Here is a 25,755-nt window from a genome sequence, read left to right as displayed (position 1 = left end):
TGCCGCAACGAATCAGAACGGCTATGGATATGCGGTTTGTTTCCTTCCTCGGGGTCGCATGCGCGCCTAGATTGGCGGGCTCGATCCACTGGGAGCACACCCGCATGAGCAAACGACAACTGCGCCTTGGCGCCTTCATCATGGCCACCGGCCACCACGTCGCCGCCTGGCGCCACCCGGGCTCGCAGATCGACTCGGGCACCAACATCGACCATTACATCGAGGTCGCGCAGACGGCCGAGCGCGGCCTGTTCGACCAGGTCTTCGTCGCCGACAGCCCGGGCATCTGGGGCACGGGCGACGACGAGTCCTTCAGCCGCCAGGGCCGCATCTCGCACTTCGAACCGGTCACGCTGTGGGCCGCGCTCTCGGCGGTGACGAAACACATCGGCTTCGTCGCCACCGCGTCCACGACCTACGAAGACCCCTACCTGCTCGCGCGCAAGTTCGCTTCGCTGGACCACATCAGCAAGGGCCGCGCGGCCTGGAACGTGGTGACCACCAGCAACGACAGCGTGCACGGCAACTTCGGCCTGGACGCGCACCCCTCGCCCGGCGAGCGCTACGCCAAGGCCACCGAGTTCGTGGACGTGGTCAAGGGCCTGTGGGACAGCTTCGAGGACGACGCCTTCGTGCGCGACCGCGAGTCCGGCGTGTACTTCGACCCGGCCAAGCTGCACGAGCTCAACCACATCGGCAAGCACCTCAAGGTCAAGGGGCCGCTCAACCTGGAGCGCTCGCCGCAGGGCCACCCGGTGATCGTGCAGGCCGGTTCGTCCGAAGACGGCAAGGAACTCGCCGCCGCCACCGCCGAGGCCATCTTCACCGCCTGGACCAGCCTGGCCGAAGCCCAGGCCTTCTACCAGGACGTGAAGGGCCGCATGGCCAAGTACGGGCGCCGGCCCGAGCAGCTGCTGGTGCTGCCCGGCATCTCGCCCGTGATCGGCCGCACCGAGGCCGAGGCGCAGGCCAAGTGGGCCGAGCTGCAGGCGCTGATCCACCCCTCGGTGGGCCTCTCCACCCTGGTGCCGTTCTGGCCCGGCGAAGACCTGCGCCGCTGGAACCTGGATGCGCCGCCGCCGTACTACCCCGAGCCGCCCATGGGCGTCAACAGCCGCGCGCACGTGGTGATCGAGCTCGCGCGCCGCGAGCGCTTCACCGTGCGCCAGCTCTACGAATACCTGGCGGGTGCGCGCGGGCACTGGGTGGTGATCGGCACGCCACAGACCATCGCCGACCGCATGCAGGAATGGTTCGAGAACGGCGCGGCCGACGGCTTCAACGTGATGCCGCCGGTGCTGCCCGCCTCGCTCAACGAGTTCGTGGACCTGGTGGTGCCCGAGCTGCAGCGCCGCGGCCTGTTCCGCACCGCCTACGAAGGCCGCTCGCTGCGCGAGAACCTCGGCCTGGAGCGCCCGGTCGGCCGCCACGCGGCGGCCGCGCGCCTGGCGGCCTGATCAGCGGTCGAGGTGCGGCTGCATCAGCGCCTCGAACCACTCGATGAACGCGATGAGCCGGCGCGAGCGCTGCCGCCGGTGCGGGTAGACCAGCGACACCGGCATGGCCGCCGCGCGGAACCCGGGCAGCACCTCGACCAGCTGGCCCCGGTCCAGCAGGTGCTGCACGTCGAAGCGCGGGATCTGGATCAGGCCCAGGCCCGCCGCGCAGCAGGCGATGTAGCTCTCGGCGTTGTTGACGAGCACGCGGCTGGGCACCTGCAGCGACTGGGCCGAGGGCGGAAGCTCCCAGGCCAGCTCGCGCCCGTTGGAGGCGGAGGCGTAGCCCACCGCCCAGTGCCCTCGCGCCAGATCGTCGGGCTGCGCCGGCACGCCATGCTCGGCCAGGTAGTCGGGGCTGGCGCAGTTGATCAGCGCCACTTGCCCGAGCGGGCGCACCACGAGGCTGCTGTCCTGCAGGGTGCCGAAGCGCACCGCGCAGTCCACCCCTTCCTGCACCAGATCGATGGCGCGGTCGGTCGAACCCAGCGCCACCTGCAGCCGGGGATAGCGGCGCAGGAAGCCCGGCAGGGCCGGCGCGACCAGCCGGCGCGCGATGCGGCTGGGCACATCCACCTTGAGCCGCCCCGACACCTTGCGCTGGCCGGCCTGGAACAGCTGGTCGATGTCCTCGGCCTCGGCCAGCAGCGCGCGCGCACGCTCCAGCAGCTGCAGGCCATCGGCCGTGGGCCGCACCTGCCGGGTCGTGCGGTGCAGCAGGCGCGTGCCCAGGGTGGTCTCGAGCTGCTGAATGGCCGCCGACACCGAGGCGCGCGGCAGCTCCAGCGCGTGCGCGGCCTTGATGAAGCTGCTCATCTCCGCGACCTGAATGAACACCCGGTACTGCTCAAGCTTGTCCATGAACCGAATTTAGCCCACGGCAGCGCGGTTGGTATCGTCCAGAGGCATCCAGGGTCCGGCTGCGCCGGCCCGAGATGCCGTCCCCCCCTCGAAGCGCCGAAGGCGCGCCACGGAGGGGGGAAGCCGCGCAGCGGCGCAGGGGGGTGTCACTACTTCGTGGTGTAGCCGCCGTTGATCAGGATCGTCTGGCCCGTGATCCACCAGCCGTCGCTCACGAGATGGCGGATGAAGGGCACCACGTCCTCGATGTCGGTCAGGCCCGTCTTCGAACGGGGCGAGAGGGCGGCGGCGGTCCTGTGGTACGCCACCGCGTCGCTGCCTTCCTGGCCGTAGAAGAAGGGCGTGTCCATCGGGCCCGGGCCCACGGCCGTCACCGAGATGCCGCGCGCGCCGAATTCCTTGGCCGCCGCGCGGGTGTAGTGCTCCACCGGTGCCTTGGTGCCCGCGTACGCCGCGTAGAAGGGTGTGAAGGCCCCCAGCAGCGAGGTCACCAGGGTGCAGACCTTGCCGTTGTCGTTGACGTGCCGGCCCGCTTCCTTGAGGAAGAAAAAGGCGGACTTGGCATTGACGGCGGCCATCTCGTCGTACTCGGCCTCGCTGATCTCGGCGAACGGCTTCTTGAGCACCTTGCCCACCGTGTTGATGGCGATGTCGGGCCGGCCCACGGCCGCGATGGTGTCGGCGAACAGTTTCTCGACCGCACCGGCCGTGGTGAGGTCCGCCTGGATCGCGACCGCCTGCGCGCCCGCGGCGCGGATGGCGCCCGCCGTGGCGTCGGCATCGGCCTTGCTGGCGGCGCTGTTGTAGTGGATGGCGACCGCGCGGGCGCCGTGTTGGGCGAGGTCGCGGGCGATCAGGCCGCCGAGGTTCTTGGCGCCGCCGGCGATGAGGACCACCTTGCCGTCGATGGAGTGCTGTGCCATGGTCATGTTTCCCTGTGAAGGATGGATGGAAGGAACACCCAGTCTAGGCAGCGGCAGGCGGGAGATCAGCCCGTGCGGGCTGGATGCATTGTTCAGGAAACCGGTCCAATGCCGGGCTCACAGGGTCCGCAGAAAGGCCTGCAGCGCGGCGATGTCCGCCGCGCTCAGCGGCAGCGGCTTCAGGTGGGGCGAGAGGCGCTGCGCGCAGGCGTACAGCGGGTCGGCCGCCACGCCCGCGCGGCCATTGCGCGGGTCGCCGCCGCCGCGAGCATAGAGGTTCAACACGCCTTGCAGCGAATCGAACAGGCCGTGGTGCATGTAGGGCGCGGTGCGCGAGACCCCGCGCAGGCTGGCGGTGCGAAAGCGGCCCACGTCCTCGCACCGCCGCGTCACCTCGAAACGGCCGAGGTCCTGCGAAGGCTCGCCGACGAAGGCGATGCCGAGGTTGTGGAAGCGGCCGTCGCTCAGGGTGGGGCCGAAGTGGCAGTTGGCGCAGCGCGCGGCCGTGCGGAACAGGTGCAGGCCCTGGAGTTCCAGGTCGGTCAGCGCGCGGTGCTCGCCCTGCGCGAAGCGGTCGAAGCGGCTGCGTTCGTGCAGCGTGTGCTGGAAGGCCGCGAGGGCCTCGCCGATCCGGGCGGGTGACAGGGCCATGCGCCGGCCGACTGCGTGGAGAGAGGCGTTGGCCATCTCGCGCGGGTCGGTCAGGGGCCGCAGCGATTGTTCCGCGAGCGAGCGGGCCGCGCCGTCCCAGGCCCAGTGCGCCCGCGTGGCCACGTCCTGCAGGCCGGGCGGGTTGCGCCGGCCCGGCGCGCCCCTCACACCGGTGGCCGTGGGCGTGCGCACGGTCCAGCCCTGGTCGGGCCGGTGGCAGCTGGCACAGGCCACGCGGCCGCTCGCGGACAGGTGGGCGTCGAAGAACAGGCGCTGGCCCCGCTGCACGAGGTGGGCGGGTGGCGCGGGCGGTGGCGGCAAGGCCCCCAGCTCCACGAAGGCCACGCCTTCATCGACCCAGGGCGCAGGCCATTGGCTGGCCGGTTTCTCGTACAAGGCGCGCAGCGGCTCGCCCGCCACCACCGGGCCGCTCAGGCCGAGCGCGATCGCCAGCGCCGTGAGCCACCGCCGGCTCAATGGCAGTCCGGCCCCGTCTGGTCGAAATAGACCTCGAACGCGACGTTGGCCGCCCACTTCTGGCGCCGCTGCGCCCAGGCGGCCGTCGAGCCGATCTCCTGCACCGCGGCGCGGATGGGCGCGGCCAGTTCGTCGCGGCCCTCGGCCAGCCAGGCCTGCAGCGCGCTGTCGCGCGTGGCGGGCAGGGTGGCGGAGAACTTGCGCCATTCCTTCTGCGCCAGCAGCGGCTCCAGCTGCGAGCTGTCGAGGATGGCCGCCGCGCACTCGCCGGTGCGCACCTGCACCAGGGCCTGGGCCGGCGCGTCGAAGACCTTGAGTTGTCCCTGGATGCGCTCCGCCTGCGCGTGGGCGCGCGGATTGTCGGCCGTCACGCACACCACGCGCCCGGCCAGGTCGGTCCAGGCGCGCACGTCGGTGTCCGAGCGCATCGAAACGCTCAGGCCCGACTGGTAGCCCGTGGCCAGCACGCGCAGACCGTCCTCCTTCTGGCGCGCCTCGTCGGCGCGCGTCAGCACCAGGTCCACATCGCCCTGGCGCAGGGCCTGGGCCTGCGCGCCGGGCGGCAGCGGCACGATGAGCGCGTCCACGCCCAGGTGCCGCGCCAGTTCCTGCGCGTAGACCGCCTCGAAGCCGGCGTTGGTGTAGTCGCGCTCGCCGGTGCTCACGGGCAGGGTGGTGGGCGCCACGCCGATGCGCAGCTGCTTCAGCGGCAGGGGCACGGCCGCGGCGGCGCGCGATTCGATCGCCATGAACACCGCCGCGCACAGCGCGCCGATGCCCAGCGCGGTGAGCCAGGCCAGCGGGCGCAGCGGGCGTCCGGGGGAAGCGTCGAGGGAACTCATGGGAAGGGCATTCTGGGCGCGTCCCCGCGTTCGTGTGGCTCGAAATGCGCATAAGCATCTGCGCCATTTGCGGCCGCATATCGGTGTCCGTTTTCCTTCGTTGGCCGGCGCGCGCCGCGCCCCAAGAATCGGCGCGTCATTCACACCCCGACAGACGAACCCTTGGAGAACCTCATGACCGTCGTGACGAAACACAGAAGCCCCCGCAACCGCCTGCGCGCCCTGAGCGGCGCCGCCGCCCTGGCCCTGGGCCTGATCGGCCAGGCCGGCACCGCCGCCGCCGAGGTGCTGCCGGCGATCAACCTGCAGCTCACACCGTGGACGGTGATCGCCCGCGAGAAGGGCATCTTCAAGGAAGAGTTCGGCAAGGTGGGCACCAAGGAAGTCAACCTCATCGCCTCGGGCGGTGCGGAGCTGGTGGGCGCCGAAACGGGCGCCCTCAGCAAGGGCGCGATCTCGATCGCGCAGCGCATGATCTACCCGGCCACGGTGCACCGCGCCAACGGTCTGGACGGCGTGATCATCTGGGCCTCCGAGACCTCCAACCGCTACCGCGCGCCGGTGCTCGCCGCCGTGTCGAACAAGTCGGTGAACACGCTGGCCGATCTGGACGGCAAGAAGTTCGGCAGCAGCCGCATCAGCTGCTACTGGTCCGCCCCCACCGAAGCCTTGAACTCGGTGGGCCTGCCGCTGGACACGCGCCAGACCAAGGGCCGCGTGCGCTACGAATCGATCGACAACCCCACCGTGGCGATCTCGGCGGTGATCTCCGGCGCGCTCGATGCCACCACCACCCACCTGGCCGCGGGCAATGCCACCGGCGCCTGGCTCTCGGGCAAGCTCAAGGTGATCGGCCACGTGCCGGACGACGGCGTGTACGTGAACCACGCGGGCCGCGTCACGTATTTCGCCAAGCGCGAGTTCGTCAACAAGTACCCCGACGCGGTCAAAGCCTTCCTGGCCTCGCGCGAACGCGCCATGGCCTGGACGCTGGACAACGTGGACGAGGCCGCCAAGATCGTCTCGCGCGAAACCCGCGTGCCGGTGGAAGTGGCCAAGTTCCAGATCACCCACCTGGGCCAATGGGAGTTCATGGCCGGCGAGCCCAACGCCCAGCGCGCGCGCAACTCCATCAAGACCTTCATCGACTGGTACGTGAAGCAGGGCGACGACATCCTGAGCGAACGCCGCCTGACCGACGCGCAGGTGGATGCCTTCGTGGACGGCCGCTTCTTCGCCGGCGGTTCGCACTCGATCTACCACTGAGCGCGCCATGAACACGCTGACGCAAACCCTTCCCTCCACGGCGCCAGCGTCGGAAGCTACGTCCTTCGCGACGAAGCTCCAGCAATGGCTGGCGCCCAGCCGCGCGATCGGCTTCCTGCTGCCGGCCGGGGTGCTGCTGCTGTGGCAGACGGCGGCCAGCCTGGAATGGATCGACCCGGTCTTCCTGCCCGCCCCCATCAAGGTGGTGGAGGCCTTCTTCAAGATGCTGACGGAGCAGAAGCTGCTCTGGGACTTCGCCGTCAGCCTGTCCCTCGTCGCGCAGGGTTTCCTGTACGGCGCCTTCGCCGCCGTGGTGCTGGGCGTGGGCGCGGGCCTCTCCAAGCGCTTCGAACAATTCCTCTCGCCCACCTTCGACACCATCCGCCACATCCCCGGCATCGCCTGGTTTCCGCTGATCGTGTTGTGGCTGGGCCTGGGTGCGCCGGCCAAGATCCTGGTGATCGCCAAGACCGTGTTCTTCCCGGTCTTTCTCAACACGCTGCAGGGCATCCGCAGCGTGGACAAGAGCTACATCGAGCTGGCCGAGGTGATGACGCTCACCCGCTGGCAGCTGGTGCGCAAGATCATCCTGCCGGCCGCCACGCCGACCATCATGGTCTCGCTGCGCTACGCGGCCGGCCTGGCCTGGGCGCTGGTGGTGGTGGCCGAAGGCCTGAGCGGCCTCGAAGGCCTGGGCTTTCTGATCTTTCGCGCGCAGGGCCTGCTGCTCACCGACCAGCTGCTGGTCTGCATGGTGATCATCGGCCTGGTGGGCTTCGGCATCGACCGCACCATGTACCTGCTGCAGCGCCGCGTGCTGCGCTGGAAACAAGGCTTTGAAGGATAAACACCATGGCAGAACCCGGTCGCCTTGAAGTCAAGGCCGTCTCCAAAAGCTATGCCGTGCCGGGCCGCCCTCGCCTGGACGCGCTGGTCAACGCCAGCCTCGACGTCGAGCCCGGCGCCTTCGTGACGCTGGTCGGCCCCAGCGGCTGCGGCAAGTCCACGCTGCTGCGGCTCATCCTCGGTCTGGACAAGGACTACGAGGGCGACATCCTGCTGCACGGCGAGCGCATCGCCGGCACCAGCCTCTCGCGCGGCATCGTGTTCCAGGACCACCGCCTGCTGCCCTGGATGACGCTGGAGCAGAACATCGGCCTGGCGCTGACCAATTCCACGCTCCCGCCCGAGCAGCAGCGCCGCACCATCCAGTCGCACATCGATCTGGTGGGCCTGCAGGGCTTCGAGAAAGCCTACCCGCACGAGCTCTCGGGCGGCATGGCGCAGCGCGGCGCGATCGCGCGCGGCCTGGTCGGCCAGCCCGAGATCCTGCTGCTCGACGAACCCCTGGGCGCGCTGGACGCGCTCACGCGCGTGCGCCTGCAGGAAGAGCTGCTGCGCATCTGGCGCGCCGAGGGTGTGACCATGATCCTGGTCACGCACGATGTGGACGAGGCCATCTTTCTGAGCGACACCGTGATCGTGATGAACGCCAACCCCGGCCGCATCGTCAAACAGGTGAAGGTGGACCTGCCACCCGGCCTGCGCGACCGCGTGAGCCCGGCGTTCGCGGCGCTCAAGCGCGAGATCCTGGTGGCCATGGGCGAGGTGGTGCCGCACGCGGCCGCGCAACTGGCGGAGGCCTGAATGAGGCGGTGGCTCATCACCGCCGCCCTGGCGGCCGCGCCGCTGGCGCTGGGCGCGGCGGGCGCGCCGCCGTCGTCCGATTTGCCCGACCTCTCCGCCGTGCGCGCGCTGGTGTACGCCGGCGACTACACCAAGGCGGTGCAGCGGCTCACGGCGCTGAGCGAGACCGTGCAGCACGCCGAGGTCTACAACCTGCTCGGCTACAGCTTGCGCCAGCTCAAGCGCTACGAGGAAGCGGGGCGCTGGTACCGCGAAGCCCTGCTGTACGACCCCGAGCACCGGCCCGCGCTGGAGTACCAGGGCGAGCTGTTCCTGGCGCTGGGCGACGTGGCCGGCGCGCGCAAGAACCTGCGCTACCTGGAATTGCTCTGCACCGCCAAGCCCTGCGCGGAATACGAGCTGCTCAAGAAGGCGGTCGACAAGGCCGGGCGCTGAAGCGTCCCGAACACGTCCGGCAGCATGCGGTGGATCTGCGCCGCGATGAACATGGCCCCGCCCGGGTCGCCGAAGGTGCCCAGCGTGGGCGGGCCGATCAGGCGGATGCGCGACAGCGCTTCGCCTTCGCTGTCGATCACGCGGCAGTTCGGATCCACCGCGTAGCCGATGCCGCAGGCGTCCGCGCGCAGCGTGCCGTGCGACACCAGGGCCTGCAGCAGGGGGTTGCCGGCGGTGCGCCCGGTGGCGTCCAGCCCGGTGCAGTTCACCACCACGTCGAAGGCCTCGGTGCGCGGCGCGCCGCCGCCCGAGGGCTGCAGCACGGCGTCGATGCGGTGCGTGCCGGCCTGCACCGCCAGCGAGCGCAGCCGCGCCGCCAGGTGCACCACCCGGCCGGCGGCCAGGGCTTCGCGGTGGATGGCTTCCGTCTGCGGTGGCGAACGGAAGCGGTGCACGTCGTACCAGGGGCGCACGCTGCGCAGGAAGCGGCGCTGCTGCGCCGGCGGCAGCGTGGGCCAGAGCTGCCACACGGCGTCGCGCAGCTCGTCGAAGGGCACATTCCAGTTCTCGCCGCGCGCCACGCTGTCGCGGATGCGCGCGCGCAGGGTCTTGATCCAGGTGCGCAGCTCGGGCTTCACCTCGGTGAGGAAAGCGGGCGCGGGGCCGAGCAGGCGGTCCAGGTTCTGGCGGCCCACCGGGTGGGCCACCACGCCGCTGGCCAGCGGTTGCGCGCGTGGGCGCAGGCCCCGGCGCGAGACCACCGTGACGCCGCCCGCGTGGCCTTGCCGCTGCAGCGTGGAGACCACGTCCAGCGAGGTCAGGCCGCTGCCGATGATGAGCACGCGCGCGTCGCGCGGAATGCCCAGCAGCCGCGCGGTCACCAGCGGGTTCTCGATCACGCCCGGGTGTTGCGCCAGTGCCGGGTCCAGCGGGGCCTGCAGGCGCGGCTCGGCGTTGCCGGTGGCGAGCACCAGCAGGTCGGCCGTCAGCGTCTGCCCGTGTTCGGTGACGGTGGTGACCTCGCCGTCGGCCTCCCAGGCGTGCACGGCGCGGTCCTGCAGGGTGCGGATGGTCGAGCCCGTGGCCGCCCAGCTGGCGTGGCCGCGCACCATGGCTTCGAGGTAGGCACCCAGCACCGCGCGGCGCACGAAGGCCGTGCCATTGGCCTGCACGGCCTGCGGGTCGGCCTCGAACACGCCGTGCGTTTCGCACCAGCGCGTGAAGTGCTCGCCGTCGACGGGGTCGACCGCGTGCACCCAGGTCGGTCCGTTGAGGCGGTGGTCGGGGTCGTGCGTGGCATAGGCCAGGCCGGGGCCGACGCGGTCGCGCGATTCGATCAGCGTGACCGCCAGCGGCACCGGGCTGTGGCGCACCAGCTGCACGGCCGCGCTCACGCCCGAGAAACCACCGCCGACGATGGTGATGCGGCGCGGCGCGCTCATCGCGCCACGCCCCAGCGGCGGATGGTGAGTTTTTCAACCGTCTGGAACACCACGTTCTCCACCAGCAGGCCGATGAGGATCACCATCACCAGGCCGGCGAACACCTTGTCGGTGTAGAGCTCGTTGCGGTTCTGGAAGATGTACCAGCCCAGGCCGCCCTTGCCGGAGGACACGCCGAAGACCAGCTCGGCGGCGATCAGGGTGCGCCAGGCGAAAGCCCAGCCGATCTTCAGGCCCGAGAGGATGGCCGGCAGGGCCGAGGGCACCAGGATCAGCAGCACGTAGCGCACGCCGCGCAGCCCGTAGTTGCGCCCGGCCATGCGCAGGGTCTCGGGCACGGCCTGGAAGCCCGCGAAGGTGGCCAGGGCCAGCGGCCACAGCACCGAGTGCACCAGCACGAAGACCAGGCTGCCGTTGCCCAGACCGAACCAGAGCAGCGCCAGCGGCAGCAGCGCGATGGCTGGCAGCGGGTTGAACATGGAGGTGAGCGTGGCCAGCAGGTCGCGCCCGATCTGGGTGGACACGGCCAGCGTGGTGAGCACGAAGGCCGCCACGATGCCGAGCAGGTAGCCCTGCAGCAGCACGGCCAGCGAAGCGCGGGCGCGCAGCAGCAGCTCGCCGCCCGCCAGACCCTCGGCGAAGGCGCGCGCGGTCTGCGCGAAGGTGGGCAGCAGCAGGTCGTTGTCCTGCCAGCGCGCGAGCACTTCCCACAGCAGCGCCAGCGCGAGCAGGATCAGGGTCTTTCGCACCCAGGCCTGCTGCCACACGCGGCGCTGCCAGGGCAGGGGGCGCTCGGCCGGTGTGTCGCCCAGCGCGGGCAGCGGGTATTCGGCCTCGGGCCGGATCGGGGCAGGGCGTCGGCCAGGCTCATGGGTGGAGGGTCTCGGGCCCGAACAGCAGGCCGTGGATGCGTTGGGTGGCGGCCTGGAAGGCGGGGCCGCCGCTGCTGCCCAGGCCGAATTCGTGCGCCTGGATCTCGGCGCGCAGGCGCCCCGGGTGCGGCGAGAGCACACCGATGCGGCTGCCCACCACCAGGGCTTCTTCAATGGAGTGCGTGACGAACAGCAGCGTGAAGCGCACCGTCTCCCACAGCGCGAGCAGCTCTTCCTGCATGCGCCGGCGCGTGAGGGCGTCCAGCGAGGCGAAGGGCTCGTCCATCAGCAGCACGCGCGGCTGCATGGCCAGGGCGCGGGCGATCGCCACGCGCTGCTTCATGCCGCCCGAGAGCTGGTGCGGGTAGGCGTTCGCGAAATCGGCCAGGCCCACCTGTTCGAGCACCGCGTGCGCGCGCTCCAGCGCTTCCGCGCGGGCCAGGCGCCCGGTGGCGCGCAGCGGGAACATCACATTGCCCAGCACCGTCTTCCAGGGCGGCAGCTGGTCGAATTCCTGGAACACCACGATGCGGTCCGGCCCCGGGCCGGTGATGGCCTGGCCGTCGAGCCGGATCTGGCCCTCGCGCGGTGCGATGAAACCGGCCGCCGCCTTCAGCAGCGTGCTCTTGCCGCAGCCCGAAGGCCCGAGCAGCACATAACGCTCGGCCTCGAACACCGACAGGCTCACGCGGTGCGTGGCGCGCACCACCTGCTGGTCGGTCGCGTATTCCAGCGAGACCTTGTCGAAGTCCAGCAGCGGCCGGGGCAGGGCGGCCGTGGGCACTTTCTCGGGGCCGAACACCGCGCCGCCCTCCTGCTCGCGCGTGGCGCGCAGCAGGTCCTGCATCGGCGTGCCGATGGCGTGGCGCTGCAGCACGTGGGCCGGGTTCATGTCAGTTCGCGGCCGCGCTGTGGGCGTCGTCGAAGAAGTAGTCCTTCGCCGAGGCGGGCTTGTTCTTGATCGCGCCGATGCCGTGCATGAAGGTCGCGAGCTTGAAGGTGTTCTGCGGCGCGAGCTTGAACTGCACTTCGGGGTTCTTGATGATGGAGAGCAGCAGCTGGCGGTCGATCGCGCCCTGGCCGGTGCGCAGGTAGATGTCGGCCGCGCCCTCGGGGTTGGCGGTGATGTACTGGGCGGCTTCCTGCAGCGCGGCGGTGAAGGCGCGGTAGGTCTTGGGGTTGTCGTTGCGGAATTTCTCGGTCGCGTACAGCACGGTTGCCGACGAGGGGCCGCCGAGCACGTCGTAGCTGTTGAGCACGATGCGCGCGTTCGGGTTGCCTGCCAGCGCCTGGTTCTGGAACGGCGGGTTGCCGAAGTGCGCCGTGATCTCGGTGCCGCCCTTGATGATCGCGGCCGTGGCGTCCGGGTGGGGCACGGCCACCTGCAGCTTGTCGAGCTTGTTGTACTGGTCGTTGCCCCAGCGCTGGGCCGAGGCGAGCTGCAGCACGCGCGACTGCACCGACACGCCCACGGCGGGCAGGGCGATGCGGTCCTTGTCGCTGAAGTCGGCAATCGTCTTCACGGCCGGGTTGTTGCTCACCAGGTAATACGGGAAGTTGCCCAGCGAGGCGACGCCGCGCACGTTCTGCTTGTCCTTGGTGCGGTCCCAGATGGTCAGCAGCGGGCCCACGCCCGCGCCGGCGATGTCGATCTGGCCCGAGAGCAGCGCGTCGTTCACCGCGCTGCCGCCCGAGAGGCGCACGAACTCCACCTTCACGTCCAGGCCGGCAGCCTTGCCGTGTTTCTCGATCAGCTTCTGTTCTTCCGCCACATTGAGCAGCAGGTAGACCACGCCGAACTGCTGGGCGATGCGGATCTGGCCTTCGGCGTGGGCCGCGAACGACGCGCCAGCGGTCAGCGCGGCGGCCAGCAGGCCGTGGATGAACGTGTGTTTTTTCATGGTGTTTCTTTCTAGAACGGCACGTGGCCTTCGATCGTGGTACGGAACAGGCGGCGGCGCTGGTCGGGCGGGCAACCCGCGGCCAGGTGCAGCACCGAGCGGTTGTCCCAGAACACCATGTCGCCTGGCAGCCAGCGGTGGCGGTAGATGTAGCGCTCCTGCGTGCTGTGGGCGTACAGGGCCTGCAGCAGCGCCTCGCTTTCGTCGTCGGGCAGGCCGACCACGCGGGTGGTGAAGTGTTCGCTGACGAACAGCGCCTGGCGGCCGGTTTCCGGGTGCGTGCGCACGATGGGGTGGCTCACGGTGGGCACGGCGGCGATCTGCTCGGGCGAGAGGTTGGGCCGCCAGGGGCTGCGGCGCTGCAGCTCGGCGTACACCTTGAGGTAGCTGTGCTCGGCGCGCTCGCCCTGCACCGCGCCGCGCAGCCGCTCGGGCAGTTCGTCCCAGGCCAGGTGCTGGTTGGCGAACAGGGTGTCACCGCCCTCGGCGGGCAGTTCCTGCGCGTGCAGGAAGGAGCCCAGGCTGGGCCGCTCCTTGTACGACAGGTCCGAGTGCCAGAACACACCCGCATCGCCCAGGCCGATGGGTTTGCCGTTCTCCACGATGTTGCTGACGATCAGCACCTCGGGCTGTTCGGGGTGGGCGAACTGGTGCAGCACATGGCGCTGCAGCGGGCCCCAGCGCGCGCTGAAGGCGACCTGTTGCGCGGGGGTGATGCGCTGGTCGCGGAACACCAGCACGTGGTGCCTGAGATGGGCGCGGTGCAGGCGGGCGAAGTCGTCGTCGGACAGGGGCGCGGCGAGGTCCAGGCCCAGCACCTCGGCGCCGAGCGCGTCGCTCAGGGGCTGGATGTGAAAGTCCTGCCGCACGGGGGGAAGCTCTACAAGAATCATGGTCCGCCCATGCTAGGCAGCCCATCGCGCCCAGGGAACGATCCTTATCGAGCAGCGATATGCGGAAAACGGATATCGGCACGCGGCGGAGGGAAAACCGTCGCCGTCCGGTGAATCTGACCGACGTTTTTACCGATTCCGCGTGGGCGTGGGCCCCATGTCCAGCAGCTGCGGACCCATGCAGGCGAAGCGCGCCTGCGCCTCCCGCACCAGCCGGCCGCCGGTGAAGAGGGAGAAGGCGGGCAGCACCAGTTGCCGTTCCGTCAGGGCGAAGGCCGGAAAACGGCCCCGGAAGCCCGGCACGCTCACCACCGGGTGCACATGGCCGCAGACGACGAACCGGGCACCGGTTTCGGGTGCGAGGCGCGGCGCGTGCGCGAAGCCGAACGGGCCGTCGTCCACGGGCTCGCGGCGGTGCTCGATGTCCAGCCCCGCGCGCGCCGCCGCGCGGTCGTGGTTGCCCTCCACCAGCAGCATGCGCATGCCCGCGTGGCGAGCGCGAAAGCGCGCCCATTCCTCTCGCCATCGCGCATCCACGCGCGGGCCATGCAGCAGGTCGCCCAGCACCCACAGCGAATCCGCGCCGCTGCGCTCGATGAGCGCCGTCAGTCGCTCCAGGTCGTGGCGCGTGCCACCGGTGGGCAAGGCGATGCCGGCGGCGCGGAACGCGTCGTCCTTGCCCAGGTGCACGTCGGCCACCAGCAGGCGCCGCCGCGCCGGCCAGTACAGCGCGCGGTCGGCGAACAGGCGAACGGGCTCGCCGGCCAGAACCAGGTCGATGGCCTCAGCCATGGCGCGCCTGCAGTTGCTCGGCCGCGCGCCGCACCCGGGCCGACCAGTCTTCCGTGCTCAGCTCGCCGCGCACCGTCTCCGCCCACAGCGGAAACGACAGCGGGGTCAGCGTGCGGGGCTGGCGCAGGTCGATGGTGCGCGCCGCGCAGCGCGTGAACGCGGCCGTGAGGGCCTGCACGTCCATCTGCGCTTCGAACACCTCGCGCACCGCCTGGGCCAGCAGCAGGTGATGCGGGTCGTAGCGCTGGAGCACGTCGAACAGCAGGCCGCTGGAAGCCTGCAGTTGCCGCGCGCTGCGCTGCGCGCCGCCGGGCAGCGAAGGCACCAGCATGCCGGCCACGCGCGCGATCTCTCGGAACTGGCGGCGCGCCATCTCGGTCAGGTTCAGGCCCTCCCGCAGGTCGTCCAGGAGGTCCGCCGGCGCGAGCAGCCGCGCGATGAGGTCCGCGTCCGCCGGCGCGGGCTGCGAGGCATTCAGCACGAAGCCGTAGTCGTTGACCGCGTACAGGAAGGTGTTGGGCGCCAGGCGCCCCCAGCGCAGGGCGAACAGCGCGGCCATGCCTTCGTGCACCGTGCGGCCGGCGAAGGGGTAGACGAACAGCGACGCGCGCCCGCGCGTGCGCACCGTCTCCACCAACAGGGTCCGCGGCGTGGGCAGGGCCGAGACGCGCGCCTGCAGGTCCAGCAAGGGGGCCAGGGCGCGCAGTTCCGGGCTGTCGCGCGGGCCGTCGAGCACCGCCTCCATGGCCGCGCCCAGTTCGGTGGACAGCGGCATGCGCCCACCCTGCCAGCGAGGCACGGCGGCGCTCAGGCCCTTGGCCTTGCGCACATAGGCCGTCATCTGGTCCACCGCCACCAGCTCCAGCGTGCGGCCGGCGAACTGGAAACGGTCGCGCGGGCGCAGCCGGCTGATGAAGCTCTCCTCCACCGAACCCAGCGAGGCGCCGCGCGGAAAGCGCACCGCCACCGCGCCGTCGGCCGTGATGGTGCCGATGGAGAGCCGGTGGCGCAGCGCCACGCGCCGGTCCGTCACGCGGTACACGCCGTCGTCGCCGCGCACCGCGCGGTGGAAGTCGGGGTAGTTCTCCAGCGCCTGGCCGCCGCGTTCGATGAAGCGCAGCACGCCCGCCCATTGCGTGTCGCTCAAGGCGGCGAAGGCGTGTGTGCCGCGCACCTCGGCGAGCAGCGCGTCCGGCTCGAAGCCGCCGCCCAGCGCCAGCGTCACGCAGTGCTGTGACAGCACGTCCAGCGACAGGCGTGGCGGGCGCCGGGCCTCGATCTCCCCGGCCGCGATGGCCTTGCGCGCGGCGGCGAACTCGGCCAGTTCCAGCGCGTGCGTGGGCACGCCGTGGACCACGCCGGCCTCGCCGGGCCGGTGGTTGGCGCGGCCGGCGCGCTGCAGCAGGCGTGCCAGGCCCTTGGGGCTGCCCACCTGCATCACCAGCTCCACGGCGGGAAAGTCCACACCCAGGTCCAGGCTGGAGGTGGCCACCACGCAGCGCACGCTGCCGTCGCGCAAGCCCTGCTCGGCGGCCAGGCGCAGTGCCGTGTCCAGCGAGCCGTGGTGCAGGGCCAGGGTGCCCGGCGCTTCCAGCCAGATCGACGACAACGCACGGTGCCACAGCTCGGCCTGCGCGCGCGTGTTGGTGAACAGGATCGCGCTGCGCGCGCCGGCAATCAGCTGCATCACCCGCTCCAGCTGCGACAGGCCCAGGTGGCCGGCCCAGGCGAAGCGCTCGCCGTGCTCGGGCAGCAGCGTCTGGAGCACCAGGCCCCGGCGCCGCGCGCCGCGCACCACCGGCGCGCCGGGCCGGTGCGGCAGCAGCACGTCGCGCGCCTCGTCCAGGTTGCCCAGCGTGGCCGAGAGGCCCCAGGTCACGGCCGTGGGCGCCAGCGCGCGGATGCGCGCCAGCGTGAGTTGCAGCAGCACGCCGCGCTTGTTGCCCAGCAGCTCGTGCCACTCGTCCACGATCACGCCCCGCAGCCCCGCGAGCAGGGCCGCCGTCTCGGGATAGGACAGCATCAGGGCCAGCGACTCGGGCGTGATCACCAGCACCTCGGCCAAGCCCTGGCGGGCCAGGCGCCGGTCGCGCGAGCTGGCGTCGCCCGTGCGCTTGGCCACCGTCCAGGGCAGGCCCAGGGCTTCCAGCGGCGCGCTCAGGGCCTGGGTGGTGTCGGTGGCCAGGGCGCGCAGCGGCGTCACCCAGAGCAGGCGCAGGCGCGAGGTGGGGGACGCGGGAGCCGCCTCGCGCAGGCCGTCGAGCAAGGCGCCGCCCAGCGCCGCCAAGGTCTTGCCGCTGCCGGTGGGGGTGACGAGCAGGCCCGACTCTCCGCGCTGCCAATGGCGCCACACCTGCCGCTGGAAAGGGGCGGGGGACCAACCCTGGGCGGCGAACCACGCGAACAGCGCCGCGCCGGCCGCGCGGGTGCGGGCAGCCGGTGGGCGCGGGCTCAGGGTCACCCGATCGTCACGGCATCAAACGGCACCGCCACCCTCGTTCGCGCCGCGCGGTTTTCCCGCCGGGCGGTACGGCACCTCGGCCGGCGCGTGGTCTTCCTCGGGCGTTTCCGCATCGCGGTAGGCGCCGCGCTGGTTCTGTTCGAGGTGCGGGGCGTCGCTGCCGCCCAGCGGCGCGTGGTCGCGGCCCCGGCCAAAGTCGCCCTGGGGCTGGCGCGAGGAGGCGCGCACGGCGGCGGGGCGCGTGCTGTCTTCGAGTCGGGTCATGTCTGTCCTTTCCGTTCGTGCGCAGAGACAGGGCAAGGCGCGTACCCGGGCCCTGCCTTCAGGCGGGCACGGCCGCTTCGTGCAACTGCACCGCGTGCCCCGTCGCCTGGTGGAAGACCGCTTCCAGCGACGCGGCGAACTCGGTGTCCATCACGATCAGCTCGGCGCCTTCGCCCACCTTGGCGCGCGGCCCGTCGACCGCCAGGCTCGACCAGTGGCCGTCCACGACGGCGTGGCAGGGGAAGGGGCAGCTGTCGTCCACACGGTACACGCGCGCCCCGACGCTCAGAAGGTCGGCGCAGCGTTCCTGCCACCGCCAACCCAGCGCATGCCGGTGCACCACGACGGTCACACCCACGCCGCTGGCGCTCGCCGCGAGCAGGGCCTTCATCAGGCGGCGCGAGGGCGCGCGCTCGACCATGCTCACGAACACCTGGGCGCGCGCTTTCTCGATCTGCTCGACGAGGGAGTGGCCTGCCTGCAGCGGCACACCGCCGGTGGCGGGCGCGGCCGACAGGCCCATGCGCGCGCGCCCGACCACGATCAAGGGCGGAAAGTAATTCGCCTGGGGCAGGCGGGCGGCGGAGCTGGAGGCGTGCCAGGCTTCCAGAAAGAGCCGCTGCAGGCGCTGCACCACCGGCCCGCGCATCCGCACGTGGGGACCAAAACTGCAGAGGTCCGGGGAGCGGATGCCCGGCCCGCACCAGGCCACCTCGCCATCCACCACCGCCAGCTGGCGGTGCGTGGCGCGCAGACGGCGGTCCAGCCAGCCGCGCCAGCCGCGTCGGGGGTGGTCTTCGTTCAGGGTGATGCCCGCCTCGCACAGGCGAGAGAGCTCGTCGGTCGCGCGCGCCATGTCCAGTGTGTGCGCGATGACCTGCACGCGCACGCCCTTGCGGCATTGTTCGCCCAGGCAGCCGATGATGTCGGCGCCCAGCCCGGGTGTGTGCAGCAGCGCGGCGTCCAGGTTGATGTGGTCCACCGCGCGCTCCAGCGTGCCGATCAGCGCGGCCCGGACGTCTTCGGTGTGGTCGAAGAGGTCGGCCTGGTTGCCCTCCAGCAGCCGCTCGCCCGGCTCGTCATCCGCGTCGGCGGCGGCCACGGAGGCACGCTCAGGGGCCAATGGCGTGAAGGCAGGCTGTTTCATGCCCCCCAGGGCAAGCGGCGTTCCCGGCCGCCTCTTCAGCGGCGGGTGTCCAGCAGCTCGGTCAGCTGATCAAGGTCCGCGGGTTTGATGAGGTGGTGGTCGAAGCCCGCGGCCATGATGCGTTCGCGGTCCGTGGCCTGCCCCCAGCCGGTGAGCGCGACCAGCACCGTGTCGGCCAGCGCGCTGTCCGCGCGCACCAGGCCAGCCAGTTCGTACCCGTCGCGCACGGGCATGCCGATGTCGATGAACGCCAGGGTGGGTGTGCACACCGCCATCGCGGCCAGGGCTTCCTCCACGCCGTAGGCCACCGCGGTGCTGGCGCCCATCAGCCCGAGCAGCTCGGCCAGGGAGTCGGCCGCATCGCGGTTGTCGTCCACCACCAGCACCCGATGGCCCTGGCCGGCGCGCCGCTGGGTCGCCAGGGTGTCCGCCGTCGCCTGTTCCACCGTCTCCGGCACCAGCGGGAGTTCGACCGTCATCGTGGTCCCTTCGTTGACGCCAGGGCTGCTCGCCATCACACGGCCACCATGCAGTTCCACCAGGCTGCGCACCAGCGTGAGGCCGATGCCCAGGCCGCCCTGCGCCACGCGGGAGGTGTCGCTGATCTGCACGAACATGTCGAACACCGAGCCCAGCATGGCTGGCGGAATGCCCACGCCCGAGTCGCTGACCTGCACGCGCGCGGCGTGCCCGTCCGACCGCAGGCTCACCACGATGCGGCCTTGCGGCGGGGTGAATTTGGCGGCGTTGTTGAGCAGGTTGGCGAACACCTGGGTCAGCCGCACGCCATCGCCCTGCACGGTGCTGGGCACCGGTGGCAGGTCCAGCACCAGCTCGTGGCGGCCCGCCATGAGCAGGGGTTTGCTGAGCTCGGCGGCGTCGCGCACCACGCGGTGGAGCGAGACCGGTGCCAGGCGCAATTCGATCTTGCCCCGCGTGATGCGCGACACCTCCATGAGGTCGTCGATCAGCCGCACCATGTGCGTCACCTGCCGGTCCATCATGGCGTAGAGGCGCTGGGCGGTGGCCTCGTCCGGCTGCTTCTCCGTGAGGATGCTCAAGGAGGTGCGCAGCGGTGCCAGGGGGTTGCGCAACTCATGCGCCAGCGTGGCCAGGAATTCGGTTTTCCGCTGGTCCGCCTCGCGCAGGCCTTCCAGCGTGGTTCTCAACTGGTACTGCCGCCGGCGTGCCGCCAGCGCCGTGCGCACCGAGCTCACCAGCGAAGCCACCCGCATCGGCCGCTCCAGCACCGTGAGGTTGGCCAGCTGCTCCAGGGCCTCGGTGACCGCCACGGAATCCACGCCCGAGCGCGCCAGCACGATCACCGGCAGGTCGGACCAGGCGGGCTGCGAACGCAAGGCCAGCATCACGCGCCCGAAGCCCTGGTCGGCCAGGATCTCTTCGGCGATCAGCACGGCCGCGGCGCCTACCGCCATTTCTTTCGCCAGTTCGGCGGCATCCGCGCAGGTTTCGGCCGCGATGCCCGCGCGCGCCAGCAGGCGAATGGTCATCTCGCCGTCCTTCGCCGTGACCATCCTGAGCAAGACGCGCAGCTCGGGCGACCGAGCCGGAACGTCGGTCATTTCGCTGGCGGGTCGGGATCGACCACGCCTTCCAGGGGAATCGGTACGCCCGTGAGAATGCCGCGGAACTGTCGCAGGGGTGGCCCGAGAGAGAGCCCGTCGGGCGTGATCTTGAAGCTGCGGATGCTGCGCTCGTGCTGGCCGCCGCGCTTCTTCATCACGGAAATCGCCTGCCGCACCTCGCCCTCGGCCTCGAAGTAGCGCAGCAGCACCACGGCATCGGCCAGGTAGCTCGCGTCCACCGGCGAGTGCATCTGCATGCCGATCAGCCCGTGCTGCGCACCGATGAGCACGGTGGCCACGCCGGACTGGCCGAGGAAGGTGAGCAGCTCGTGCAGTTGCACGATGAGGAAACGCTCGTCCGGCATGGCGTTGAGGTAGCCGTTGAGGCTGTCGATCACCACCACGCTGGCGTGGTGCTCGGTGACGGCCTGCCGGATCTCGTGCACGAACTCGCCGGGCGAGAGCTCGGCCGGGTCCACTTGCCGCACCCGGATGAGGCCCGAGTCGATGTATTTCGAGATCGGCATGCCCATGCCTTCCGAGCGCGTGCGCATGGTCGCGATGCTCTCGTCGAAGATGAACAGGGCCGCGCATTCGCCGCGCTCGGCCGCCGCCATGGCGAACTGCACCGCCACGCTGGACTTGCCGGTGCCCGGGGCGCCCACCAGCAGCGTGCTGGTGCCGCGCTCGATGCCGCCGCCCAGCAGGTCGTCCAGCTCCTTGAGGCCGCTGGGCATCTTGGTCTGGCTCACGGGTTCGACGTGTTCGGCCGCCACCAGCCGGGGAAAGACGATCAGGCCGCCGCGCGTGATCTTGTAGTCGTGGTACCCACCCCGGAACGACTGGCCCCGGTACTTGAGCACCACCAGCCGGCGCCGGGCGCCGCCATAGTCCGGGTTGATCTGCTCCAGGCGCAGCACCGCGTGCGAGATGCTCTGCACCTGCAGGTCGTGTTCCACGGCGGTCATGTCGTCCAGCAGCACCACGGTGCAGTTGCGCCCCGCGAAGAACTGCTTGAGCGCCAGGATCTGGCGCCGATACCGCAGCGAATTGCCGGCCAGCAGCCGCAGTTCGGACAGGGAGTCGAACACCACCCGCGAAGGGTTGATGCGCTTGACGTCCTCCAGGATGCGGATGGTCGTCTCGCCCAGCTCCACCTCGGAGGGGTGGAACACCGTGTACTGCTCCTCGGGCGAGAGCGATTCCTGCGCGGGCAGCATCTCGCGGATTTCCACGCCATTGAGATCCCAGCCGTGGGAGCGGGCCACGCCCTGCAGTTCATCGGCGGTTTCCGAGAGGGTGACGTACAACACGGCCTCACCCATGCGAACCCCTTCCATGAGGAACTGCATGGCGATGGTGGTCTTGCCCGAACCCGGCGAACCCTCGGCCAGGTACAGGCGGCCCGGCGTCAATCCGCCACCGAGCACGTCGTCCAGGCCGGGCACGCCGGTGCGCAGCAAAGAGGAGGCGGTGGTGTCGTCGATAGGCAGTGAGGGTCGGGTCATGGCGGGCCGCGTGAAGAGAGGGGGGCGGGGGGCTCAACCCATCTTCCCACAGGCGCCCGGATGCACCAAGCCACCGCGCCCATCAGGCGGTGGCGCCACCGGACAACGCCCTGAAAAAACGAAAGCTGAATGGGGCGCCATACCAACGGAATGGCCGGTTTTCCATGGCCTGATCGTGCGAAGGACGACAACGGAAACTGCTAAGGTCCACTGCCAGTTACAAAAATCCCATCACCCTAGCCATCCATGCTGTCTGCCATCACGAATCGGAAATTCTGCGTCCTGAATCTGTTGGCACTTCTCACCGCTTGCGGCGGTGGTTCCGGAGGCTCTCCCGAGGCAGCCCCGCCGCCCGTGCCCCCGCCACCCCCACCACCCGTTCTCACCTCGCCCGCCGCCGCGACCACCCTGAGCGTGAGCCTCAGCGTGCTGGCGCTCAAGGTCTCTGGCGCCTCGCGCAGCGTCAGCGTGGTGAACACCGGTGCCCACCCCGCGACGCTGGTGGAGGTCGATCCGGCGGTGGTGTTCCCGGCGGGCACCACCTACCTCAACCACTGCACCACGCTGGCACCCGGCGCCACGTGCACCATCACCATCACGCCCGGTGCGGTGGCCAGCGCGCTGCCGGGTGCCCTGGCGCCGGTTCCGGTGTCCATGGCCGTGCGGGGCAGCAACACCAACACGCCAACGGTTCAGGTCCATGTGCTTGACTACGGCAGCGTCTACCAGGGTGGTCATGTCTTTGCCCTCGACGACGCCACGCCCCCAGCGCGAGCATCGGCGGCAAGGTGGCCATTGCCGGCGACAGCACCGCGCTCTACAACTGGAGCCAGCACAACGTCGCGCCCGGCGCGGTGTTTGAAGTCCCCGGCGTGACCGACAACTCAGCAGGCCCGCTGCCCTTCTGCAACGGCAAGTTCGACGGCGCCTGCAACACGCAGCGGATCGTGTCGGCCCCCGAGCATGTGGGCGTCCCGCTGACGGGCTACGCGGCTGGCGCCTGCCGCGCCACCATCAATGGCTATGCCGACTGGTACCTGCCCGCCATCTGCGAGCTCAGCGACAGCCCCTCCGCCGGATGCACCAGCGGGGAAACGGTGCAGGAGAAGCTGCACACGCCCGGCCATGCCAGCTTTCCCACGAGCTGGAGTTCCACGCAATGGAGCGTGGGCCCGGTGGCCCTCGCCTGGTTCCATTCGTTCGTGCCTGCCGGTGGCAGTTCCGCCGGGACGTTCAAAGGCGTTCCCACCGCGGTCAGCTGCGTTCGACAGCTCACGCACTGACCGGTTCAGGGCTTTTTATTCGACCGCTTCGACGATGCGGATGTCGCGCTCCGCGCCATTGCCCAGGGCCTTGAGCGCCAGTTGGTACTGCGGGCTGTCGTGCGCCCCGGTGGCCTGCGCCACGCTGTCGAATTCGATCAGCACGGCGCGCTGGTGGACCGCCGCTTCGTACACCTGCGCGGGCATGCCGCGCGCCAGGAAGCGCCCGCCCGCCGCCTGAATGGCGGGGCCGGCCAGCTTGGCGTATTCCGCCAGGGCGGCGGGGTCGCTGATCGAACGGTAGGTGGCCATCCAGTAAGCCTTGGGCATGTGATTTCCTCGTGTGGTTGTTGAGAGCAGAGATGAAGCCCGCAATGTACAGGCCGCGTCTTTTTCACATGCCACCCAGGGCCTTTTCGACCAGCCCGGCCAGGGCCTGAGCTTCGCCGCTCGGGTCCGCCCGCAAGGCGCGCACGGTGCCCAGCCGGTCGGGCAGGTCTTCGTCCTGGCTGGCCTTGAGCTTGCCTTCGAGCCGTTGGATGGGCAGCTCCACCCCGACGATGGCGCGCAGCATGCGGTCGACGTAGTCCGCGGGCGCATCGCCCACGCGCCACGGTGCGGGCCGGTCGGCCTCGTGCGTGGCCGTGAGCCGGTTCAGCATGTCCAGCAGCCAGTCCCGGTCGTCCACCGCGCGCGCGACGCCGTGCGCATGCGCCACCGTGTAGTTCCAGGTGGGCACGACCTTGCCGTGGGCCGCTTTGCCCGGGTACCACCCGGGCGAGATGTAGGCCTGCGGCCCCTGGAACATCACCACCGAAGGCGCGGCCGCGCCCAGCGCGCGCCAGATCGGGTTGGCCCGCGAGACATGGCCCACCAGCGTGCCGAATTCGCCTCGGCTGCGGTCCAGCAAGAAGGGCACATGGTTCGCCACCAGGCCGCCCGCGGTATGGCACACCCAGGCGCCCAGCGGGTGCGCCTCCATCAGGCCGAAGATCGCCTCGCTGTCATCGAGGGCGTGGTGCTTTGAAACGTACATGGTCCATCCTCAGGAAGTGGTGAATGCATGGCGCACCAGCAGCGCCGCGAGCACCCACATGGTGATGCCGATCAGCCCGTCCAGCACCTGCCACGCGCGCGGCCGCGCGAACCAGGGCGCGAGCCAGCGCGCGCCAAAGCCCAGCAGCCCGAACCAGAACAGGCTGGCCGTGCTCGCCCCGGCCACGAACCAGCCGCGCAACGCGGCCGGCTGCTGGGCGCCGATGCTGCCCACCAGCAGCACCGTGTCCAGGTACACATGCGGGTTGAGCAGCGTGAACGCCGCCGCCTGCGCCACGGCCGCGCCCCGGCTCAAACCCTCGCCCCCATCGGCGGCATTCAGCTGCTGCGGCAGGCGCGCGCGCCGCAAGGCCCGCCAGCCGTACACCGCGAGGAAGACCGCGCCGGCCAGCGCCAGCGCGCGCGCCAGGCCGGGGCTTTCGCCCAGCGCCTGCGCCATGCCCAGCACACCGGCCGTGATCAGCACCGCGTCGGCCACGGCGCAGAACAGCACCACGCTGCCCACGTGCTCCCGGCGCAGGCCCTGCCGCAGCACAAACGCGTTCTGCGCGCCAATCGCCACGATCAGGCCCAGGCTCAGCACCAGGCCTTGAATGAAAGTTGTCGTCATGCCCCGAGATTGCCAGTGCGGGGCTGTGAAGGCAAACTGTCTTCACTACATCCGATGAAGCAAAACTGAATCATGCTGGACTACGCCTCCTTGTCCGCCCTGGCCGCCGTCGTGCGCGAAGGCAGCTTCGAGCGCGCCGCGCGCGCGCTCCATGTGACGCCCTCGGCCGTCTCGCAGCGCATCCGGCTGCTGGAAGAGCGCGTGGGCAGCGCGCTGGTGGTGCGCGGCCAACCCTGCGAAGCGACCGAAACCGGCCGGCGCCTGTGCCAGCACGTGGACCGCGTGAGCCTGCTGGAACAGGAACTGCAAGGCACGCTGCCCGCGCTCGCGCCCGAAGGCGTCGCGCGCGTGGCGCTGCCCGTGGCGGTGAACGCCGACAGCCTGGCCACCTGGTTCGCCCCCGCCGTGGCCGCGTTCGCGGCCCAGGCGCCCGTGCTCATGCAGGTGGCCGTGGACGACGAAGACCACACCTCGGACTGGCTGCGCAGCGGCGCGGTGCTCGCCGCCGTCACGGCCACCGCCCGCCCGGCCGTGGGCTGCAACAGCCGCCCGCTGGGCACCATGCGCTACCTCGCCACCGCCAGCCCCGCGTTCGTGCAGCGCCACTTTCCCCAGGGCGTGGGGGCCGGCAGCCTGGGCAAGGCACCCAGCCTCGTGTTCAACACCAAGGACCAGCTGCAGGCGCGCTGGGCGCGCCGCCAGTGCCACCGGCACGTGGAGCTGCCCCGGCACACCCTGCCGTCGCCGCATGCGTTTGTCACGGCGGCCCTCGCGGGCATGGGCTGGGGCCTGCAGCCCGAGGTGATGGTGCGTGCCCATCTCAAGGCCGGCCACCTCGTTGAACTGGTGCCCGGCACCCCGCTCGATGTGCCGTTGCACTGGCAGCAGGCGCGCGCGGCCTCCACCTTGCTCGACGAACTCACGCGGCACCTCACGCGCGCCGCCGCGGCAGCGCTGTTGCCCCACTGACCAACCCCCGGCACGTGGTGGAAGCCTTGCGGCGCGGCGCCCTGGGCTACGTGCTGAAAAACTCGGCATCCCTCGAGCTGCTCAACGCCGTGGAGGTGGTCGCCAACGGTCACCGGTACCTCTGCCGGCGGGCATCCACGCTGGCGGTGGAAGGCCTGATGGCCGAATCCCGATCGGCCGCCGTGCTCTCCCTGTCGGCGCGGGAAAGGCAGGTCATCCTCATGGTGGTTCGGGGCCTCACCAGCGCCGTCATCAGCACGAAGCTGGACCTCTCGCCCAAGACCGTGGAGTCCTACCGCGCCCGCATCATGGCCAAGCTGGGCGTGGACGACGTGCCCGCCCTGGTGCGCCTGGCGGTGCGCGAGGGCTTGATCGGCGTCGAGGACTGAGCCCG

27 protein-coding genes are annotated in these 25,755 nt (G+C 70.8%); 9 read left to right on the top strand and 18 right to left on the bottom strand.

From position 1 onward, the window contains the following. Positions 1-104 precede the first annotated feature (104 nt). A complete protein-coding gene (locus ABSY19_RS02415) occupies positions 105-1,457 on the top strand; it encodes an LLM class flavin-dependent oxidoreductase (protein ID WP_382158728.1) in 1,353 nt (450 codons plus the stop codon). Here ABSY19_RS02415 and ABSY19_RS02410 read toward each other — a convergent pair whose 3' ends face one another. The 4 genes from ABSY19_RS02410 to ABSY19_RS02395 form a co-directional block, all read right to left on the bottom strand. Next, positions 1,458-2,357, bottom strand: a complete 900-nt coding sequence (locus ABSY19_RS02410; RefSeq protein ID WP_382158726.1) for a LysR family transcriptional regulator — start codon at positions 2,355-2,357, stop codon at positions 1,458-1,460. 149 nt (positions 2,358-2,506) lie between these two features. Beyond that, a complete protein-coding gene (locus ABSY19_RS02405; protein WP_382158724.1) occupies positions 2,507-3,280 on the bottom strand; it encodes an SDR family oxidoreductase in 774 nt (257 codons plus the stop codon). A 117-nt stretch (positions 3,281-3,397) separates the two neighbouring features. Further along, positions 3,398-4,408 (bottom strand): cytochrome-c peroxidase, encoded by a 1,011-nt coding sequence (locus ABSY19_RS02400; RefSeq protein WP_382158722.1) that lies wholly within the window; start codon positions 4,406-4,408, stop codon positions 3,398-3,400. Further along, a complete protein-coding gene (locus ABSY19_RS02395; RefSeq protein ID WP_382158720.1) occupies positions 4,405-5,250 on the bottom strand; it encodes a substrate-binding periplasmic protein in 846 nt (281 codons plus the stop codon). The genes ABSY19_RS02400 and ABSY19_RS02395 overlap by 4 nt, the downstream gene beginning before the upstream one ends. A gap of 174 nt (positions 5,251-5,424) precedes the next feature. Here ABSY19_RS02395 and ABSY19_RS02390 point away from each other — a divergent pair, with 174 nt between their 5' ends. From ABSY19_RS02390 to ABSY19_RS02375, 4 genes are read left to right on the top strand one after another with little or no spacing between them, the layout of a single operon-like run. Further along, positions 5,425-6,516 carry an ABC transporter substrate-binding protein gene (locus ABSY19_RS02390; protein ID WP_382158718.1) on the top strand — a complete coding sequence of 364 codons (1,092 nt, stop codon included), beginning with the start codon at positions 5,425-5,427 and terminating at the stop codon, positions 6,514-6,516. A 7-nt stretch (positions 6,517-6,523) separates the two neighbouring features. Then, positions 6,524-7,363, top strand: a complete 840-nt coding sequence (locus ABSY19_RS02385; RefSeq protein ID WP_382158716.1) for an ABC transporter permease — start codon at positions 6,524-6,526, stop codon at positions 7,361-7,363. A 5-nt stretch (positions 7,364-7,368) separates the two neighbouring features. After that, positions 7,369-8,163, top strand: a complete 795-nt coding sequence (locus ABSY19_RS02380; protein ID WP_382158714.1) for an ABC transporter ATP-binding protein — start codon at positions 7,369-7,371, stop codon at positions 8,161-8,163. Beyond that, on the top strand, positions 8,164-8,598 hold the full coding sequence (locus ABSY19_RS02375) for a tetratricopeptide repeat protein (RefSeq protein WP_382158712.1): 435 nt from the start codon (positions 8,164-8,166) through the stop codon (positions 8,596-8,598). Here ABSY19_RS02375 and ABSY19_RS02370 read toward each other — a convergent pair. The 11 genes from ABSY19_RS02370 to ABSY19_RS02320 form a co-directional block, all read right to left on the bottom strand. Beyond that, the gene (locus ABSY19_RS02370; RefSeq protein ID WP_382158710.1) at positions 8,517-10,040 is read right to left on the bottom strand and encodes an FAD/NAD(P)-binding protein; all 1,524 of its coding nucleotides are present in this window, start codon (positions 10,038-10,040) and stop codon (positions 8,517-8,519) included. The genes ABSY19_RS02375 and ABSY19_RS02370 overlap by 82 nt on opposite strands. Next, on the bottom strand, positions 10,037-10,885 hold the full coding sequence (locus tag ABSY19_RS02365) for an ABC transporter permease (RefSeq protein WP_382164009.1): 849 nt from the start codon (positions 10,883-10,885) through the stop codon (positions 10,037-10,039). Before ABSY19_RS02365 ends, ABSY19_RS02370 begins: the two co-directional genes overlap by 4 nt. Before the next feature lie 22 nt (positions 10,886-10,907). Beyond that, positions 10,908-11,804: an ABC transporter ATP-binding protein gene (locus tag ABSY19_RS02360; protein WP_382158708.1), complete on the bottom strand. Its 897-nt coding sequence runs from the start codon at positions 11,802-11,804 to the stop codon at positions 10,908-10,910. A 1-nt stretch (position 11,805) separates the two neighbouring features. After that, on the bottom strand, positions 11,806-12,813 hold the full coding sequence (locus tag ABSY19_RS02355) for an ABC transporter substrate-binding protein (RefSeq protein WP_382158706.1): 1,008 nt from the start codon (positions 12,811-12,813) through the stop codon (positions 11,806-11,808). Between the two features lie 11 nt (positions 12,814-12,824). After that, positions 12,825-13,706, bottom strand: coding sequence for a TauD/TfdA dioxygenase family protein (locus ABSY19_RS02350; protein ID WP_382158704.1), 882 nt, complete (start codon positions 13,704-13,706; stop codon positions 12,825-12,827). 129 nt (positions 13,707-13,835) lie between these two features. Continuing rightward, positions 13,836-14,498 carry a ligase-associated DNA damage response endonuclease PdeM gene (gene pdeM / locus ABSY19_RS02345; protein ID WP_382158702.1) on the bottom strand — a complete coding sequence of 221 codons (663 nt, stop codon included), beginning with the start codon at positions 14,496-14,498 and terminating at the stop codon, positions 13,836-13,838. Then, positions 14,491-16,959: a ligase-associated DNA damage response DEXH box helicase gene (locus tag ABSY19_RS02340; RefSeq protein WP_382158700.1), complete on the bottom strand. Its 2,469-nt coding sequence runs from the start codon at positions 16,957-16,959 to the stop codon at positions 14,491-14,493. Before ABSY19_RS02340 ends, pdeM begins: the two co-directional genes overlap by 8 nt. A 15-nt stretch (positions 16,960-16,974) precedes the next feature. Continuing rightward, positions 16,975-17,223, bottom strand: a complete 249-nt coding sequence (locus ABSY19_RS02335; RefSeq protein ID WP_382158698.1) for a hypothetical protein — start codon at positions 17,221-17,223, stop codon at positions 16,975-16,977. Positions 17,224-17,281: 58 nt separating this feature from the next. Further along, the gene (locus ABSY19_RS02330) at positions 17,282-18,370 is read right to left on the bottom strand and encodes a phosphatidylserine/phosphatidylglycerophosphate/cardiolipin synthase family protein (RefSeq protein ID WP_382158696.1); all 1,089 of its coding nucleotides are present in this window, start codon (positions 18,368-18,370) and stop codon (positions 17,282-17,284) included. Between the two features lie 35 nt (positions 18,371-18,405). Next, positions 18,406-19,953, bottom strand: a complete 1,548-nt coding sequence (locus tag ABSY19_RS02325) for an ATP-binding protein (protein WP_382158694.1) — start codon at positions 19,951-19,953, stop codon at positions 18,406-18,408. Beyond that, on the bottom strand, positions 19,950-21,464 hold the full coding sequence (locus tag ABSY19_RS02320; protein ID WP_382158692.1) for an ATPase domain-containing protein: 1,515 nt from the start codon (positions 21,462-21,464) through the stop codon (positions 19,950-19,952). The genes ABSY19_RS02325 and ABSY19_RS02320 overlap by 4 nt, the downstream gene beginning before the upstream one ends. A 354-nt stretch (positions 21,465-21,818) precedes the next feature. On the opposite strand from ABSY19_RS02320, the gene ABSY19_RS02315 reads away from it, so the two are divergent. Continuing rightward, positions 21,819-22,340, top strand: coding sequence for a hypothetical protein (locus ABSY19_RS02315; protein WP_382158690.1), 522 nt, complete (start codon positions 21,819-21,821; stop codon positions 22,338-22,340). Further along, positions 22,337-22,747: a hypothetical protein gene (locus ABSY19_RS02310; RefSeq protein ID WP_382158688.1), complete on the top strand. Its 411-nt coding sequence runs from the start codon at positions 22,337-22,339 to the stop codon at positions 22,745-22,747. The genes ABSY19_RS02315 and ABSY19_RS02310 overlap by 4 nt, the downstream gene beginning before the upstream one ends. Before the next feature lie 15 nt (positions 22,748-22,762). Here the strand turns inward: ABSY19_RS02310 and ABSY19_RS02305 are convergent, their stop codons facing one another. From ABSY19_RS02305 to ABSY19_RS02295, 3 genes are all read right to left on the bottom strand, one after another. Further along, positions 22,763-23,056, bottom strand: a complete 294-nt coding sequence (locus tag ABSY19_RS02305) for a DUF1330 domain-containing protein (protein WP_382158686.1) — start codon at positions 23,054-23,056, stop codon at positions 22,763-22,765. A 64-nt stretch (positions 23,057-23,120) separates the two neighbouring features. Beyond that, positions 23,121-23,762, bottom strand: coding sequence for an FMN-binding negative transcriptional regulator (locus ABSY19_RS02300; protein WP_382158684.1), 642 nt, complete (start codon positions 23,760-23,762; stop codon positions 23,121-23,123). Between the two features lie 9 nt (positions 23,763-23,771). Further along, positions 23,772-24,392, bottom strand: a complete 621-nt coding sequence (locus ABSY19_RS02295) for a LysE/ArgO family amino acid transporter (RefSeq protein ID WP_382158682.1) — start codon at positions 24,390-24,392, stop codon at positions 23,772-23,774. A gap of 72 nt (positions 24,393-24,464) precedes the next feature. Between ABSY19_RS02295 and ABSY19_RS02290 the strand changes: the two genes are divergently transcribed. After that, complete coding sequence (locus ABSY19_RS02290; RefSeq protein WP_382158680.1) at positions 24,465-25,361, top strand: LysR family transcriptional regulator ArgP; 897 nt, start codon at positions 24,465-24,467, stop codon at positions 25,359-25,361. 14 nt (positions 25,362-25,375) lie between these two features. Beyond that, positions 25,376-25,750 carry a LuxR C-terminal-related transcriptional regulator gene (locus ABSY19_RS02285; RefSeq protein ID WP_382158678.1) on the top strand — a complete coding sequence of 125 codons (375 nt, stop codon included), beginning with the start codon at positions 25,376-25,378 and terminating at the stop codon, positions 25,748-25,750. The last annotated feature ends 5 nt before the right edge of the window (positions 25,751-25,755 follow it).

The organism is Hydrogenophaga sp. ANAO-22 (assembly GCF_042466645.1).
Taxonomy (GTDB): domain Bacteria; phylum Pseudomonadota; class Gammaproteobacteria; order Burkholderiales; family Burkholderiaceae_C; genus Hydrogenophaga.
The sequence above is the reverse complement of the archived record's forward strand: the minus strand, read 5'-3'. Positions and strand labels throughout refer to the sequence as shown.